Genomic DNA, 15,385 nt, shown 5'->3' on the forward strand with positions numbered 1-15,385 from the left:
AACGAGAAGGAAGTTAGTTAGACGATGCGGAACGAGCTAGACCAAGAGCTCTTGTATTATTGCCTAAAACTATTTATTTTAATGTCTATTGCCGACAGTATGTGTGTTATTGTATCCATTTTGTATGGATAACCACCACATAAATACGAGAGAATTCAAGTCGGATACCTCGCGGCAAGCCGAGATGGCGTCGCTGATCCGGCAGCTTGCTCCGCATGAGGGTCATACGAAATCGCTGCTTGATGGCGTCCGCCTCATGCGGGCGGATCGCCCGCTGGGCCGCACGCCGGTGCTGTATGAGCCCAGCATCGTGATCGTCTGTCAGGGGCACAAACGCGGCTATCTGGCCAATCAGGTCTATCAATACGATGCACAGCATTATTTGGTGCTGTCCGTCCCGCTGCCTTTCTCGACAGAGACGGATGCCAGTCCCGAAGAGCCTTTGCTGGCTGTCTCCGTTCGTCTCGACATGACCGCCGTGGCCGATCTGATCATCGAGGTCGATCAGCAGGCCAGCAGCCCGGCAAGTCCGCCCGCCGGTATCGTCTCCACACCATTGGACGCCACGCTGGCCGATACGACGGTGCGCCTGCTTCGCGCATTGTGTTCGCCGCTGGAAGCAAGGGTGCTGGGGCCTGCCATCGTTCGCGAATTGTGTTTCCGCGTTCTGGTGGGCGGGCAGGGCGGTGCGATCCGGGCAGCCTTGGCAAGCCATGGCAATTTCGGCCGCATCGCGCGTGTTCTGCGGCGCATTCATAGCGATTACGCCCAGCCGCTCGATGTGGGCTCGCTGGCAAATGAAGCGGGCCTTAGCACTCCCGCCTTCCATGCCCATTTCAAGGCGGTTACAGCAACCTCGCCCATTCAATATATCAAGTCTGTCCGCCTGCATCAGGCGCGCCTTATGATGATCCGCGACGATGTAACGGCAGCAGCGGCTGCGGCACGGGTCGGCTATGAAAGCGCGTCACAGTTCAACCGCGAGTTCAAACGGCTTTTCGGTCGCAGTCCCGGAGAGGAAGCGCGCGAAATGCGCTCCGCATTCGCGCTCATGGCGCCTGCGCAACTGGAAGCTGTCGCGGTTACGCATTGACCGAAAGATCTGGACAGACGGCGAAAGTCAGCCTGTCTTCCCATCCAGACATTGACGCAATAGCTTTGCGGCATAGTCCGTGGTGGGCGGTGTTTTCGTAAACAATATCCGGTAGATCACCGGTGCCACGACCCGGTCGAGCACGGTTTCTGCGTCGGGCGGGGTTGCGCCTTGCCGGACACCGCGAGCAATGATGCTGGCGAGGTTGCGCAGGATACATTCCGTGCATTGGCCCGCACGTTCGGTCGAGCTTCCGGCCAGCGCTTCGCGCAGCAATGCGCGTCCGGGGCCTGAACTCATCTCGTCCACGAACTGTTCAAGCCAGAGCCCAAGATCGCTTTGCCAGTCGCCGCTATCCGCCGGCAGCGCATCGGCCTGAAACTGCCGCACGGCGACATCGGCCAGCAATTGCGAAAGATCACCCCAACGGCGGTAGATGGTCGAGGGCGTGACGCCTGCGCGGGCCGCGATCATCGGCACGGTGATCTCGGATGCGGCCTTTTCCTGCCGCAGTGTTTCCACGGCTTCCAGAACGGCGGCCTGTATCCGCGCCGCGCGGCCTCCCGGTCGGCTGATTGGGGCAGGGGCTGTATCTGTCTGATCTCTCAAGGACAATTCAAGGTCTTCCACGGTACGGCGTGACGCATCAAACTGACCACTAAAGCAAATAATTTGCTTTAGTGGTCAGTTTGCGCTACAAACGCAACAAATTCGCTTTTAGCATGGAATCGCTGACATGACCACCCTTTGTAACGAGACGCGGGGCGGGGCGGAAAGTTCATCCGCCCTTGCTTTGCACGGCCTCACCATCATTCTGTTTTTCGCGGCATCGAGCATGACGACGCCGCTGTTTCCGCTTTATCAGGCAAGCTGGGGCATTTCGGCCTTTCTGATCAGCGTGATTTTCGCGATCTATGTCGGAACGCTGCTCGTCTCGCTGTTGTTTCTGGGAGCTTTATCCAACCATTATGGCCGACGGTCTGTCATCGTGGCGGCGCTCGCGGTGGAATGTGTTGCCCTTGTCATGTTCCTCGTTGCTGACAGCGGAAGCTGGCTGGTGGCGGCGCGTCTGGTTCAGGGTTTTGCCACAGGTATTGCGACCACGGCGGTTGCGGCAGCGCTTCTGGATGTCGATCACAAGACAGGCGCGGTGATCAACAGTCTGGCGCCTATGGTTGGCATGGCATTGGGCGCGATCGGGGCAGGTGTTCTGGTCCAGTTCGCGCCGTTACCCTTGCGGCTGGTCTATGCACTGACCCTGGGGCTTTCCCTGATCCAAATACTGCGCACCTTGCTTTCAGCGGAGACTTTCCAGAACAGAATCAGCAAAGGCTTATCCCTGCGTCCAAAGGTCGAGATTCCGACCGAGGTGCGAGCCATGTTTCTCCGCATCATCCCGCTGAATGTCGCGGTCTGGGGATTGGGCGCGCTGTTTCTGTCGCTGTTGCCCGGGCTTCTGCACGAAATGGCGGCAGGACCGTCGATGGCGTGGCTGAGTGGTGCTGCGGTCGGAATTCTGACTCTGGCGGGTGCGGGTGCCGTCATGCTGTTCCGCCATCATTCGGCAACAACGGCGCGCAACTGGGCGGGGCTGGCGATTATTGCCGGAACCGGGATCGTCCTGCTCGGTACGCTATTTCACAGCCCTGTCTTGCTTCTGTTCGGTTCACTGCCGACCGGCATCGGCTTTGGCGCTGGCTTCCTTGGCGTCTTGCGCGGTCTTGTGGCGCGGGCAAGGCCCGAAGAACGTGCCGGCCTGATCTCGTCCTTCTACATAGCCAGCTATCTGCCGAACGCGCTTCTGGCGATGATAGCCGGATATGCCGCAGGCCACATCGGCGTTTTCCATACCGTGCTGGGCTTTGGCGTCTTCATCATCCTTATGGCAGGCTTGTCGCTTGCCGTGAGCGTGGATGAGCCAGATTGAGCGGTGCCTCCGCACTATCGGAAAGAACGCTTCAGCCCCTCAATGAAGCTTCGGGTGCGGATGGAAAGGTGACGCCTGCTGGATAAATCGCATGGATGGCGGCTTCGCTCATAGCGGTTTTCGGCAGGATTTCCACCAGCTTGCCGTCCGTGATATCTTGTTCAACGATGAACGAGGGCAGAAGTGCGATCCCAAGGCCCGCGAGGGCGGCCACACGGATCGCGTCGCCGCTGTCAAAGCGGATATGGACACCTCCTTCAATCGTAATGGGCAGATCATCCTCACGGACCAGGTTCCATACCGTTGACGTGGTGCCCAGGCCGTAAATTAACCGTTGATGATGCCTAAGCTCATCAGTACTGGCCGGTTTGCCCCGTTTGAGGAGATAGTCCGGTGACGCATAAAGTCCCAGCCGCGTCCGGTCGATCACCTGCGTGATATACTGCCCGCTTGTCGCGACTGACCCGACCCGGATCGCAAGGTCAAAGCCCTCTTCGACCAGATCGACCATCCGGTCGGTGAAGCTCACTTCCACAGCTAGATCGGGCGCGGTTTCGAGATAAGTCGCGAGGTAAGGAATGATTTTCGCCTTTCCGTAACCTTCCGAGACCGTCAGGCGCAATGTGCCGCGAGGCTGAAGCCGGTTGGGACGAATGCTTGCCTCGGCCTCGGCAAGGTCTTCGAGCAGTTGCCTGCTTCGGTGGTAGAATTCATGGCCCTCGGTTGTCAGGGAAAGGCGGCGGGTGGTGCGGTGGAACAGCCGCGTTCCAAGGTAAGCCTCCAGCCGCGCCAGCGCCTTACCCGCCGCAGAACGGGTCAATCCCACCGCCTTTCCACCCCCGACAAAGCTGCCGGCTTCTGCCACGGCGACAAAGATGCGCAACGCCCCGAGATCAAGCTCGGAAGCAGCGGGCAGATGTTTCGCGATGTCACGGCGCTGCATTGGGGAAACCTGTTCGTCAATCGAAGGTCCATATAACTCATTGTCGAACAGATTATGAAAGGTATTTAAATGTCCTCCCAGAATACGCTTCCCGAAAATGCACAGGCGGCCCTCAACGGCTGGATCGAGGCCGCGGGTCCCGTTGTAGAAAAGATTTACGGCACGTCAGAAGCCAGTTGGGCGCAAGTCCGTACTGATTATATGAGCGGTCTTGGCCACCTGTTTCCCGCGATGAAAGACGTTTCCTATGGAACCGCGACGCTGGATTCCGTGCCGACGATGACGGCTGTTCCCGAAGGCCCGGAACCTCAACGGGTCTTGCTCTATATCCACGGCGGCGGATATGTTCATGGCGGCGTTGAAGGCTATCGCGGTTTGACCGGGCGGCTGGCAAAGGCCTTGAATGCAAAAATCTACGCACCCGATTATCGTCAGGCACCGGAATTTCCGTTTCCAACCCCGATTGATGATGTGTTTGCCGCCTATCGTGCGCTGCTTTCATCAGGCGTTGATCCGAAAAACCTCGTTCTTGCGGGCGATTCCGCTGGCGGTGCGATGGTTGTCACAATGATGCGCAAGGCCCGCGATGCGGGGATCGCATTGCCTGTGGCGGGTGCTGCTTTTTCACCTTGGGCCAATCTAACTCATAGTGGCCTGTCCGCCACTGTCCGCGACGGTATTGATCCGCTTTGCAGCGTCGAATTTTTGAATAAGCTGGCGCGGATGTTCCTTGCCGGGGAATTGCCGACACATCCTGATGCCTCTCCAGTTTTCGCAGATTTACACGATCTGGCACCGGTGCTGATCCAGATCGGTGAAAACGAGGTAATGCTCAGCGATGCAATCCGCCTTGCATCCAATCTGGGTGAGGCTCGTGTGCGCGTGTCGCTTGAAGTGTGGCCGGGTATGTTTCATGTCTGGCATCTGCTGGCCGGTGTCCTGCCTGAAGCGGATCAAGCGATTCTCAATGCCGTCCGGTTTCTTGATGATGCGCTGACTTCAAAGGCCCGTACAGGGCTTTAATCCGCGATTGGTGAAACATTTGGTAGCGCTGGCCATTCGACGGATTAGCTGCGGATTTTGCCGTGCATTCTTCGATACGTGAGCGCCTCGCCCTTGCCGATCAGACAGGTCCAGCGTCTTCAGCGCTTCGATGATTTCGTCATATGAGACGGCCTTATCGGTTCCAGGATAAAGGCGAAGGGCCGGACTGGAATCGATGGCAAAGATGTCGGATGCCCACGACGCAAGAATGGCGCGTTTCTCGTCTATGTCGATATCGTCGGCTGCAAGAACGTCTCGGGGATGACCGAAATGTTGGGCCGGATGATGCAGATGCTCGGCGCTAATTGCTGCTGGTTTCTCCGGAATCGAATTTTCCAATCTTTCCTTTCTCATAGCTTGACCCCCTTTGATGCCAGGTGGATGGTTTCGGTTGCATGTGGCGCAAGTCGTTAGTGCGCCCGGTGATCGAACACGCCTCGCGCGGCCTCGACCATTGTTTTTAGATGGCTCGGTTCGCGAACACCTTGCCTGTATAATTCCACAGTGATGGCCGCCATTCGCTCCGCTTCCTCAGTCTCCTTGGCAACGCCAGCTCTCGATCGAATGTCATCGAAAACCCTCTGACAGACAACAAGGTCTCTGGAATAGAGTGGTTGGGGTGGGCGCTTGATTGTATTCTGAACCATTTTTATCTCCTCATTGGAGGCTCGCCCCCAGCGGGGGCGAGCCTAAGACAATCGCTTAGAAATCCATGCCGGCGCTAGCCGGTAGGGCTGGAGCGGCCTCCTTTTTGGGCTTCTCCGCTATCATCGCTTCCGTTGTCACCAGAAGACCGGCAACCGAGGCTGCGTCCTGCAGCGCAGTGCGCACAACCTTGACCGGATCGATGACACCCTGAGCATAAAGATCACCATATTCGCCGGTCTGGGCGTTCCAGCCATAGGAGAAGTCGGTTTTTTCACGCAGTTTGCCGACAATGATCGAACCTTCGGCACCGGCATTTTCGGCGATCTGGCGAACAGGTGCTTCAATCGCCCGTCGCACGATCTCGACGCCGACACGCTGATCGTCGTTCGCGATCGGAAGGTCCTCGAGCGCCTTAACGGCGCGCAGGAGAGCGACACCGCCACCCGGGAGAATGCCTTCCTCTACCGCGGCGCGGGTCGCATGCAGCGCATCGTCGACGCGGTCCTTTTTCTCCTTCACTTCGACTTCCGTCGAGCCACCGACGCGGATGACGGCAACGCCCCCGGCAAGCTTGGCAAGACGTTCCTGTAGCTTTTCGCGGTCGTAGTCGGAGGTTGTCTCCTCGATCTGAGCCCGAATCTGCGCAACGCGGCCATCGATTTCCGCCTTGGAACCGACGCCATCGATAATGGTGGTGTTCTCCTTCTCGATCGCCACTCTCTTCGCCCGGCCGAGCATGTTGAGGGTGACGTTTTCCAACTTGATGCCGAGGTCTTCCGAGATCACGGTTCCTCCCGTCAGGATGGCGATGTCTTCCAGCATGGCCTTGCGACGGTCGCCGAAGCCAGGAGCCTTGACGGCAGCTATCTTGAGACCGCCACGCAGCTTGTTGACGACAAGCGTTGCAAGAGCTTCCCCTTCGACGTCTTCAGCGATGATGACGAGCGGTTTGCCGGACTGGACGACGGCTTCGAGAACCGGCAGCATCGCCTGCAGGTTCGACAACTTCTTCTCATGGATCAGGATATAGGGATCTTCCAGTTCCACCCGCATCTTGTCTTGGTTGGTGACGAAGTAGGGGCTGAGATAGCCGCGATCGAACTGCATGCCTTCGACGACTTCGAGTTCGGTTTCAGCGGTCTTGGCTTCTTCGACAGTTATAACACCTTCGTTGCCGACTTTCTCCATCGCCTCGGCAAGATAACGACCGATCTCCGTATCTCCGTTGGCGGAGATGGTACCAACTTGAGCAATTTCGGAATTGCTGGTGATCTTGCGGGCGTTGGTCTTCAACTCCTTGACAACCGCATCGACGGCGAGATCGATGCCACGCTTCAGGTCCATCGGATTCATGCCGGAGGCGACGGCCTTGGCGCCTTCCTTAACGATGGCCTGGGCAAGCACGGTCGCGGTTGTCGTGCCGTCGCCGGCGAGATCGTTCGTCTTCGATGCCACTTCGCGCAGCATCTGGGCGCCCATGTTCTCGAACTTGTCTTCCAGTTCAATTTCCTTGGCGACGGAAACGCCGTCCTTGGTTATACGAGGGGCACCGAAGGACTTGTCGATCACGACATTGCGGCCCTTTGGACCGAGCGTGACCTTCACGGCATTGGCCAGCACGTCAACTCCCCGCAGCATGCGTTCACGGGCATCGGTGTGGAACTTGACTTCTTTCGCAGCCATTTTTTCTAACTCCTCAATAGGCAGCTATGTGACTGATGGGTTGGATTGACGGGTTATCGCCTCAGGCAGCTTTTTTCTGCTCTGCCTGGGTTTCGATGATGCCCATGACATCGCTTTCCTTCATGATCAGCAGGTCTTCGCCGTTGATCTTGATCTCGGTGCCGGACCATTTGCCGAACAGGATGCGGTCGCCGGCCTTGACGTCGAGCGCCTGGATCTGGCCGGCATCGTTGCGCGCGCCGGGACCTACGGCGATGACTTCGCCTTCCTGCGGCTTTTCCTTGGCGGTGTCGGGAATGATGATGCCGCCCTTGGTCTTTTCTTCGGATTCGACCCGGCGGACGAGAATGCGATCATGAAGCGGTCGGAACGACATGTTTTCCTCCGTTGAGCAAAAATGATGACGTTGTTCCCTCTGGCCGGACCGAATGATCGGTCCGGGCGGGTGCAAAACCTCAAGTCGAGCATTTTGCGCAAAATGATCTGGTTTTGAGATTTTTCGATTTCAAGAGGGAGAAACGAAAAAATTAGCACTCGTCTTCTGATGCTACTAACATACTGGAAAGGAACAATAAACGGCGCGATTGCGTTTAAAAATCCGTTGATGGTCGTGAAATTTTGCGACACACTTCACAGTGTCATGAAACGGAGATGAAGCATGCAATTCTCATCGGATCTGGAACGTCAGCTCAATGGCTACGGCCTCACCACCGCGCACATCCTCTATCGCATTCCTGATTTCGAATCCGTGCTGCAGACCTATGTCTGGCAGGACTACGATCTGGCACCCGATTTTCCTGAGATGCACAGGTTCCTGGATTTCTGGCAGTCCAGGCTTGAAGGCCCGCTCCATTCTGTCCGCTATACGCATCAGTGCTTGATCGGACCGAATGAATGGCGCCGCGTCGAAGGCGAGTTCAAGCTTCACTGAGGTCTTGAACAGAAATTTCCTCTATCCTAGCTCTGTCGTGACCGAGGCTTGATGAGATCGGTCAATATCCCACGTCTGTTCAGAGTGAGACCGGATAGGGAAGAGAAGAGAAGATAAAACTCATCAAAGACCTCAGCATCAAGGAACGCGAAGAGGTCTTTGCCGACGTCGCGCGTGTCCTGCAGGGGACCGCTTGCGAGGCTTATGTCGAAGGCAACCGCCATTACACGCAGGCAGAGAACACGCATAGTCATTCGACCGTTCTGCATGTTGGTAGTGCTGTAGCCGTACAAGGGAACGAACAATCTCACTAAAATTCAATGCAGGCCGAGGCATTGGTATTTCAGCTAAAAATCGACGTTTCAGCAGGCAATGCTCCTGTAGAGGCACGCTTCCATCCCACTTCGATCGGGTGTCTATTGGCATTTGGGAAATCGCGAAGATCGGTGCGTCGGTGGCTTCGGGAACAGATTTGCAGGCGACAGGTCACGTCGTGGTGAGCGATCCGCAAAAAATCTCTTTTATTGACGAACAAAACATGAACATGTATCTTCGCTCATATGGTGAAAAAGAGCCTTCAGGATAAACTTGCCATTCTATCGGATGCGGCAAAATACGATGCATCTTGTGCGTCAAGCGGTGGCGAGAAGCGCGATGCAAGCAAGGGCGGTGTCGGATCGTCGGGAGGGGCAGGGATTTGCCATGCTTACACTCCGGATGGGCGCTGTATCAGCCTGCTGAAAATTCTTATGACCAACTTCTGCATCTTCGACTGTGCCTATTGCATAAACCGGGTCAGCTCGAACGTGGAACGGGCGCGGTTCTCAGTCGAGGAAGTTGTCTCGCTCACGCTGGAATTTTATCGACGCAATTACATCGAGGGCCTGTTCTTGTCCTCGGGCATCATCAAGTCCCCCGACCAGACCATGTCCGATATGGTACGCATAGCGCGGACATTGCGGGAGGGTCACGGCTTCCGCGGCTATATCCATCTCAAGACGATTCCCGATGCAAGTCCGGACTTGATCCGGGAGGCCGGGCTTTGGGCTGATCGGCTATCGATTAATGTCGAATTGCCGGAGGACGCAAGTGTGCGCAAATTCGCTCCGGAAAAACGCCCTGAAACGATCCGTGGTGCGATGGCACAAGTGCGGCTGGAAGGCGAGGCGGCAAAAGATAAGACCCATACCGGGCGTAAGCCGCGCCGGTTTGCACCGGCCGGGCAAAGCACGCAGATGATCATCGGCGCGGATGGGGCAGACGATGTGACCATCCTCAAAATGTCGACACGGCTTTACAGTGGTTACAAGCTGCGACGGGTTTATTATTCAGCATTCTCCCCGATACCGGACGCCTCCGCAGCTCTGCCCTTGATCCAGCCTCCGCTTCTGCGTGAACACCGCCTATATCAGGCAGATTGGCTTTTGCGTTTTTATGGTTTCACCGCCGAGGAAATCGCTACCGGCACGAAGGCTGGTCATCTTGATTTGGAACTGGATCCAAAACTTGCCTGGGCCATACAGCACCGTGGCCTATTCCCTCTGGATGTAAACCGTGCAAGCCGTGAATTGCTGCTGCGTGTTCCTGGATTCGGTACCCGCACGGTGGATCGCATAATCGTTGCGCGCCAGAACGGCGGTTTAAGATACGAAGATCTGGTGCGGATAGGTGCCAACATGAACAAGGCACGCCCCTTTATCATGACACCTGGCTGGTCGCCGGGGCGGCTCATCGACAACGTCGATTTACGCGCTCGATTTGCACCTCCCGCTGAGCAACTGCGGCTATTATGATCTATTCCGTTAAACTACCCGACGGCGGCACCTTCGATGCGTGGCGTGAGATGGCGCGCATCGCGATATCACATGGTATCGAGCCAAATGATATCGATTGGATCGGAGCAGACGGATTGTTTGATGGGGCGTCGCTGCCCAATGCGCCTGGTGAGCATAAGGCAAGCGTTACGCAGGGGTTTTTGAAGCTTGCGCATTCGGTCATCTGGCATTCGAATCCGGAACGGTTCGGACTGCTCTATCAGGCGTTATGGCGGCTTGACCGAAACGCGGGAGAACCTTTAAGCCATGCCGACCCGCTTGGGCGGCGGCTGCATCTCATGGCAAAATCGGTTGGTCGTGATATCCACAAGATGCATGCTTTCGTACGGTTTCGCGAATTACCTGAGACTGGATTGCGTCGTCGCTTTGCAGCCTGGTTTGAGCCGGAGCATAATATAGTCGAACCGGGTAGTTCCTTTTTTGTAAAGCGTTTCGCGGATATGGACTGGGTGATCGCCACGCCCAGGCTTACAGCTCGATTTGAGGCCGGCAGACTTAGTTACCACCCAGGCGGCACACGCCCTGACTTATCGGAAGATGTCACCGAAACGCTTTGGGGCACCTATTTCGCGAACATCTTCAATCCGGCACGGGTAAAGTTGAATGCGATGCGCGCGGAAATGCCTAAGAAGTATTGGAAGAACCTACCCGAAACGCGCCTGTTTCCAGATATGTTACGAGATGCCGAGTCGCGAGTGGAGCGAATGCGCGCGGCTGCAGAAACGTCACCAGCGGCTGGCGCAGTCGCGATTTCGACCCGTTATCGCGCTGCAATGCCGCAAGCGGCCGAACTCCCCCAGACAATGATCGAAGCGCGAGCGGCTGCCGGACATTGCCGTCGATGTGGATTATGCGAGGCCGCAACCCAGACTGTTTGGGGTGAAGGGCCGGAAGACGCTGAGCTCATGATTGTAGGAGAACAGCCGGGTGATCGTGAGGACCTGGAAGGGCGTCCCTTTGTCGGTCCAGCCGGTCGTCTCCTGCGCGAGGTGATGGTTGCGGCGCAAGTGGGAACCGAACGTGTCTGGCTGACAAATGCAGTCAAGCATTTTAAGTTCACGCCGCGTGGCAAGCGCCGCCTGCATCAAAATCCTGACCGGCAGGAAATTCTGCATTGTCGCTGGTGGCTTGGGCTTGAGCTGGCTTTCATCCGTCCACGCATGGTGGTTGCGTTGGGGGCCTCTGCGGCGTTCGCTCTGACGGATAACAACGCTCCTCTTACTTCGCGACGCGGTCAGGCTGAAATCGGGTTACATGGTGGACCGGTGCTGATCTCCTGGCATCCATCCTATATCTTGCGGTTAAACGACAGTGTCGCGAGAGAACGTGCAAGGCGTGAATTGATCGAAGATATAATCCAGGCCGCTCGCATGGGCGTATCTGTCTGACCCGTCAATGTTTCAGCTTCGATCAGGAGAGATCAATAAAAGGAAGCCGCCGGCGCGTTTGGTGTTTTAGTTCACTGACAGCAGTAGCCATTGCTGCTCCAATGTCGGCACTTGCCGTAATTCCCTGCACGAAAGGCTGGTCGTGCATCAGATACGGCAGCGCGCCGAACGCAATCTTGCCACATGCAATGTCCGGTGCCAGCAGAGTGTAGTCGTCTGAGACGTCCGGAATATCCTCCCCGACCGAAACGAGTTGCCGGCGCAGTGACGGAAACGGCAAATCCTTCGTCTTGAGTGGCTTCTGGCCACGGGCGTCGATGAACACGTCAAATGTCCGTATTTCCGAGCCAATGGCGATGATGGTGTGATCCTTCCTTACCTCCATGTCGTAATCGTGCCCAAGTTCGAGCACGTCTATCAGGCCGGCCTTGCGCAGCGCCAGCAGCCTGCGGATCGATTCCGACGGGATGGCGGCATAGTTGTCGACGAAGACCTTGCAGAGACCGGTATCAAACCGCTCGCGGTCCTCTTCATTGAGATGCGGGATGATCTCCTGCACGACCTCGTGCAGCCGAAGGATTGCATAGCGCCAGAGGACGGTATGCTTCTCCCGCTTGTTGCGCTCGACTTCTTTGAGATTGTATTCTGCCCAGCGGAACGCATCGTGGTTTTGGCGGTCGGCAAAGTAGGCATCAGCGAAGCTATCAGCGTCGAGCTTCGAAAGCGTAACACGCTCACTCCAGGCCGGATCGGCGTACTCGATTTCGCGCGCGACCAAGGCAAATATCCTGTCAAGCAAGCCACTGGCACCGCTCTCGATCTCCCTGTTGATCGCCTGCTCCGTGGCAATCTGCAAGGGCTCGTAAGGGATCGGGCAATAAAAATCCGCTTCTGGCAGGATGCCTGAACGGGACATAAGCGTTATCGTCAGACCTTTACTGTCCGGGTCAAGGTCGAAGCGCAGGCTTTCGTCTTCTTCCTCGATGAAGCTTCCATGTTGGGCAACGACCGCCATCGCTGCGTCGATGGCGCTGAGCGATGTGCCCATAATGCCCACTTTACACGCTGGTATTCTGGCTTCGATCAGTCCAGACCAGGGGCTGGGAAAATAACTGCGCGTTGCTTCGTCGTCGTCGGGCCAGACGTGGCCGGTGGCGATGACGACGAGATCGAAGAGTTTCGAAACGAGGCTGCCATCAGACCAGAGCTTTACGCCATTGGCGGCGGCTTCGATATCCGTGACCTCGCAGGATTCATGCACTTCGACTTCAAAGCCTTTTCGACGCGCTGCCTCGACAAGAGCCAGAAACTGATCCCGGAAATATTCGCCCAGCAGAATGCGGGGCAGGAATTGTCGATCGTGAAGACCTTCCTTGTCGACCCGGTATCGAGCGAGACGCGTTTCGTCCTGCTCGTGCAGCCAGTCGAGATAGGTCGAGGTAATCGGCGGTATCTCGATGCTGGCGATGTTGGCAAGCATCATGCGGCTGTTCTCATCGTCATTATAAGGCATGCCTACGCCGGCTTCATCTTCCTTCTCGTAGATCGAGATGGAAATTGGCTCTGCGAATTTAAGCAGCGAGGAGAAAGTATAGATCCCGGTCGGACCGGTGCCGACGATAGCAATGTTCTTCATGGGCGATTACCAATTTCTCCACATTCCAATATGCGCGGTAAACGGCCCGGCTGGGCCGGGCCGCTTGTGTTTGCACTTCGAACATCTCTTCACATCAGTTGTATGCCGTGAGCTCAGAGCTTTACGGTATCTTCACGCGCCCATATCCGGAGCTTGCGGCAGGACGCGACGAAATCGGTAGCCGCCCTTGCATTGTCGAGGGGGATCAGCCCTTCGTCCATTTCGGGCTCGATACCGGCCTTGGCAAGCAGCGCCATTGCGCCTGCGGTAAAGCCAATGAACTTGCAGTGGGCAAAAGCATCTGCAACAAAGTCTCTTGCCGTGGACTCGCCGATAAGCCGGTTGGCCGCTTCTTCAGATAACACAAGGGCTACAGCATCAAACAATACGGATGGACCGCCGTCAATCATATGGTCGGCCTCTATCCAGTCGCCGCTGGATGCTTCGAAACCTCCGACCGTCGGCGCAACCAGTTCCACCATTGCGCCTTCCTTCTCCGCGGCGTGCCGGATACCCTTGAGCACCTGCGCATCAGTGCCATTGGCAACAAGCACGCCGATCTTTCTGCCCTTGAAGGTGCCGGGTCCGTTCTCAATAATGCTGAGTGCAGGAGACGGAGCAAGATCGTCGCGCACGGGCACCATCGCATCCGCAGCCTTCGGCATCTTGCGGATGCCGAGCTTTCCGGCGACCGTTTCCGCAAGGTTGGCATCGATGTTGAGCAGATGAGACACAATACGCTCGCGGATCACAGGCGTTTCCACCTTCGACAGTTCGAAGGTCAGCGCCATAGCGATATGGTTCTGCTCCACAGCGGTCTGGCTCAGATAGAACTGCCTCGCCTGGCTGTAATGGTCGGCGAAGCTCTCCGGTCGGAGGCGAACTTTCTGTCCGTCTTCCTGCGCTGCAAACGACCGGAACCCGCGCGTGGGATCAGGCCTCGGCCCTTCGCCCCAGGAATTAGGCTGGTAATTTGCTCGTCCGACAGGGTTGCGCATCGCCATATGGCCGTCCTGCTGGAGATGGTGGAACGGACACTTCGGCGCATTGATCGGGATATGTGTGAAATTGGGGCTGCCCAATCTTTTCAACTGCGTGTCGAGATAGGAGAAATTGCGCCCCTGGAGCAGCGGGTCATTGGAGAAATCGATGCCGGGGGGAACGTTCTGCGTCATGAACGCGACCTGTTCAGTCTCGGCAAAGAAATTATCCGGCATCCGATCCAGCACCAGCCGTCCGACCGGTATTGGCTTGATGACTTCTTCCGGAATCAGCTTCGTCGGGTCGAGCACATCGAAATCGAAACTATCCGCGAAGTCCTGATCGAAGAGCTGCACGCACAGTTCCCATTCAGGGAAGTCGCCGGCCTGGATCGCGGTCCACAGATCGCGGCGATGGAAATCCGGATCCGCACCATTGATTTTGACAGCCTCGTTCCAGACGACCGATTGGAGGCCAAGTTTCGGCTTCCAGATGAATTTGACGAAAGTCGACTTGTCCTTGTCGTTCAGGAAACGGAACGTATGAACACCAAACCCCTCCATGAAGCGGAAGGAGCGCGGGATGGCGCGATCCGACATGACCCACATGATCATGTGCATGGATTCCGGCGTCAGGCTGATGAAGTCCCAGAAATTGTCATGGGCTGACTGGGCCTGCGGAAAAGCCCGGTCAGGCTCCTCCTTGACGGCATGGACCATATCGGGAAACCGGATGGCGTCCTGGATGAAGAACACGGGAATGTTGTTGCCGACAATATCCCAGTTACCTTCATTGGTATACATCTTGACGGCGAAGCCGCGCACATCTCGGGCAAGGTCGAACGAACCCTTCGAACCGGCGACCGTGGAGAAACGGACGAAGACTGGCGTCTTCTCGCCAGCCCGTTGGAAAATGTCTGCGCGCGTATATTCGCTGAGTGACTTTGTCGTCTCGAAATAGCCATGCGCGCCGTAGCCCCGCGCATGAACCACGCGTTCGGGAATACGCTCATGGTCGAAGTGAAAGATTTTTTCCCGGAAATGAAAATCCTCAATCAGCGTAGGACCACGCTGGCCGATCTTCAACGTGTTGAGGTCGTCTGACACCGGCCCACCCTGCGCGGTGGTCATGGCAGGTGTCTTGTCGCCGGCAATCTGATAAAGATCTCCGCCTGGGCTGGCTTCGAGCTTTTGGTCATGAATCTTGAGTGATTTCTGCACATTTGCGGCTTTGTCGGTGGCTGACATAGCTGGCTCCCGTCCGTTATGTGATCTCT

At 56.7% G+C, this 15,385-nt stretch carries 14 protein-coding genes; 6 read left to right on the top strand and 8 right to left on the bottom strand.

Annotated elements, in window-relative coordinates:
* Positions 1–184: 184 nt before the first annotated feature.
* Positions 185–1,093 carry an AraC family transcriptional regulator gene (locus tag VBH83_RS12305; RefSeq protein ID WP_109987537.1) on the top strand — a complete coding sequence of 303 codons (909 nt, stop codon included), beginning with the start codon at positions 185–187 and terminating at the stop codon, positions 1,091–1,093.
* A 27-nt stretch (positions 1,094–1,120) separates the two neighbouring features.
* Here VBH83_RS12305 and VBH83_RS12310 read toward each other — a convergent pair whose 3' ends face one another.
* Positions 1,121–1,702 (bottom strand): TetR/AcrR family transcriptional regulator, encoded by a 582-nt coding sequence (locus VBH83_RS12310; RefSeq protein ID WP_162995101.1) that lies wholly within the window; start codon positions 1,700–1,702, stop codon positions 1,121–1,123.
* Positions 1,703–1,829: 127 nt separating this feature from the next.
* On the opposite strand from VBH83_RS12310, the gene VBH83_RS12315 reads away from it, so the two are divergent.
* Positions 1,830–3,020, top strand: coding sequence for an MFS transporter (locus VBH83_RS12315; RefSeq protein ID WP_109987535.1), 1,191 nt, complete (start codon positions 1,830–1,832; stop codon positions 3,018–3,020).
* 31 nt (positions 3,021–3,051) lie between these two features.
* Here the strand turns inward: VBH83_RS12315 and VBH83_RS12320 are convergent, their stop codons facing one another.
* Positions 3,052–3,963 carry a LysR family transcriptional regulator gene (locus tag VBH83_RS12320; protein WP_396997913.1) on the bottom strand — a complete coding sequence of 304 codons (912 nt, stop codon included), beginning with the start codon at positions 3,961–3,963 and terminating at the stop codon, positions 3,052–3,054.
* Positions 3,964–4,032: 69 nt separating this feature from the next.
* Between VBH83_RS12320 and VBH83_RS12325 the strand changes: the two genes are divergently transcribed.
* Positions 4,033–4,986, top strand: coding sequence for an alpha/beta hydrolase (locus VBH83_RS12325; protein ID WP_109987534.1), 954 nt, complete (start codon positions 4,033–4,035; stop codon positions 4,984–4,986).
* On the opposite strand, the gene VBH83_RS12330 is transcribed toward VBH83_RS12325, so the two are convergent.
* The 4 genes from VBH83_RS12330 to groES form a co-directional block, all read right to left on the bottom strand.
* Positions 4,963–5,361 carry a hypothetical protein gene (locus VBH83_RS12330; RefSeq protein ID WP_109987533.1) on the bottom strand — a complete coding sequence of 133 codons (399 nt, stop codon included), beginning with the start codon at positions 5,359–5,361 and terminating at the stop codon, positions 4,963–4,965. The genes VBH83_RS12325 and VBH83_RS12330 overlap by 24 nt on opposite strands.
* 56 nt (positions 5,362–5,417) lie before the next feature.
* Entirely contained in the window at positions 5,418–5,654 is a 237-nt protein-coding gene (locus tag VBH83_RS12335; RefSeq protein WP_109987532.1) for a hypothetical protein, read from the bottom strand.
* A gap of 55 nt (positions 5,655–5,709) precedes the next feature.
* Positions 5,710–7,338 (bottom strand): chaperonin GroEL, encoded by a 1,629-nt coding sequence (gene groL, locus VBH83_RS12340; protein WP_109987531.1) that lies wholly within the window; start codon positions 7,336–7,338, stop codon positions 5,710–5,712.
* A gap of 61 nt (positions 7,339–7,399) precedes the next feature.
* Positions 7,400–7,714: a co-chaperone GroES gene (groES, locus tag VBH83_RS12345; protein WP_006471526.1), complete on the bottom strand. Its 315-nt coding sequence runs from the start codon at positions 7,712–7,714 to the stop codon at positions 7,400–7,402.
* Positions 7,715–7,996: 282 nt separating this feature from the next.
* Between groES and VBH83_RS12350 the strand changes: the two genes are divergently transcribed.
* The 3 genes from VBH83_RS12350 to VBH83_RS12360 all read left to right on the top strand — a co-directional run bounded on the left by VBH83_RS12350 (position 7,997) and on the right by VBH83_RS12360 (position 11,492).
* Entirely contained in the window at positions 7,997–8,269 is a 273-nt protein-coding gene (locus tag VBH83_RS12350; protein WP_006469958.1) for an usg protein, read from the top strand.
* Between the two features lie 563 nt (positions 8,270–8,832).
* A complete protein-coding gene (locus VBH83_RS12355; RefSeq protein WP_198517584.1) occupies positions 8,833–10,062 on the top strand; it encodes a putative DNA modification/repair radical SAM protein in 1,230 nt (409 codons plus the stop codon).
* Entirely contained in the window at positions 10,059–11,492 is a 1,434-nt protein-coding gene (locus VBH83_RS12360) for a UdgX family uracil-DNA binding protein (RefSeq protein ID WP_109987529.1), read from the top strand. Before VBH83_RS12355 ends, VBH83_RS12360 begins: the two co-directional genes overlap by 4 nt.
* A gap of 22 nt (positions 11,493–11,514) precedes the next feature.
* Here VBH83_RS12360 and VBH83_RS12365 read toward each other — a convergent pair whose 3' ends face one another.
* Positions 11,515–13,128 (bottom strand): FAD-NAD(P)-binding protein, encoded by a 1,614-nt coding sequence (locus VBH83_RS12365; RefSeq protein ID WP_109987528.1) that lies wholly within the window; start codon positions 13,126–13,128, stop codon positions 11,515–11,517.
* A gap of 113 nt (positions 13,129–13,241) precedes the next feature.
* Positions 13,242–15,356, bottom strand: a complete 2,115-nt coding sequence (locus VBH83_RS12370) for a catalase (RefSeq protein WP_112672646.1) — start codon at positions 15,354–15,356, stop codon at positions 13,242–13,244.
* Between the last annotated feature and the right edge of the window lie 29 nt (positions 15,357–15,385).

Origin of the sequence: Ochrobactrum sp. S1502_03 (genome assembly GCF_044435015.1) — a bacterium.
Lineage (GTDB): Bacteria > Pseudomonadota > Alphaproteobacteria > Rhizobiales > Rhizobiaceae > Brucella > Brucella chromiisoli.

Coding starts and splice junctions, on each gene's coding strand:
- groL (WP_109987531.1), bottom strand. CDS start 7,338: ATGGCTGCGAAAGAAGTCAAGTTCCACACCGATGCCCGTGAACGCATG.
- VBH83_RS12315 (WP_109987535.1), top strand. CDS start 1,830: ATGACCACCCTTTGTAACGAGACGCGGGGCGGGGCGGAAAGTTCATCC.
- VBH83_RS12360 (WP_109987529.1), top strand. CDS start 10,059: ATGATCTATTCCGTTAAACTACCCGACGGCGGCACCTTCGATGCGTGG.
- VBH83_RS12330 (WP_109987533.1), bottom strand. CDS start 5,361: ATGAGAAAGGAAAGATTGGAAAATTCGATTCCGGAGAAACCAGCAGCA.
- VBH83_RS12305 (WP_109987537.1), top strand. CDS start 185: ATGGCGTCGCTGATCCGGCAGCTTGCTCCGCATGAGGGTCATACGAAA.
- VBH83_RS12335 (WP_109987532.1), bottom strand. CDS start 5,654: ATGGTTCAGAATACAATCAAGCGCCCACCCCAACCACTCTATTCCAGA.
- VBH83_RS12370 (WP_112672646.1), bottom strand. CDS start 15,356: ATGTCAGCCACCGACAAAGCCGCAAATGTGCAGAAATCACTCAAGATT.
- VBH83_RS12365 (WP_109987528.1), bottom strand. CDS start 13,128: ATGAAGAACATTGCTATCGTCGGCACCGGTCCGACCGGGATCTATACT.
- VBH83_RS12320 (WP_396997913.1), bottom strand. CDS start 3,963: ATGCAGCGCCGTGACATCGCGAAACATCTGCCCGCTGCTTCCGAGCTT.
- VBH83_RS12350 (WP_006469958.1), top strand. CDS start 7,997: ATGCAATTCTCATCGGATCTGGAACGTCAGCTCAATGGCTACGGCCTC.
- VBH83_RS12325 (WP_109987534.1), top strand. CDS start 4,033: ATGTCCTCCCAGAATACGCTTCCCGAAAATGCACAGGCGGCCCTCAAC.
- groES (WP_006471526.1), bottom strand. CDS start 7,714: ATGTCGTTCCGACCGCTTCATGATCGCATTCTCGTCCGCCGGGTCGAA.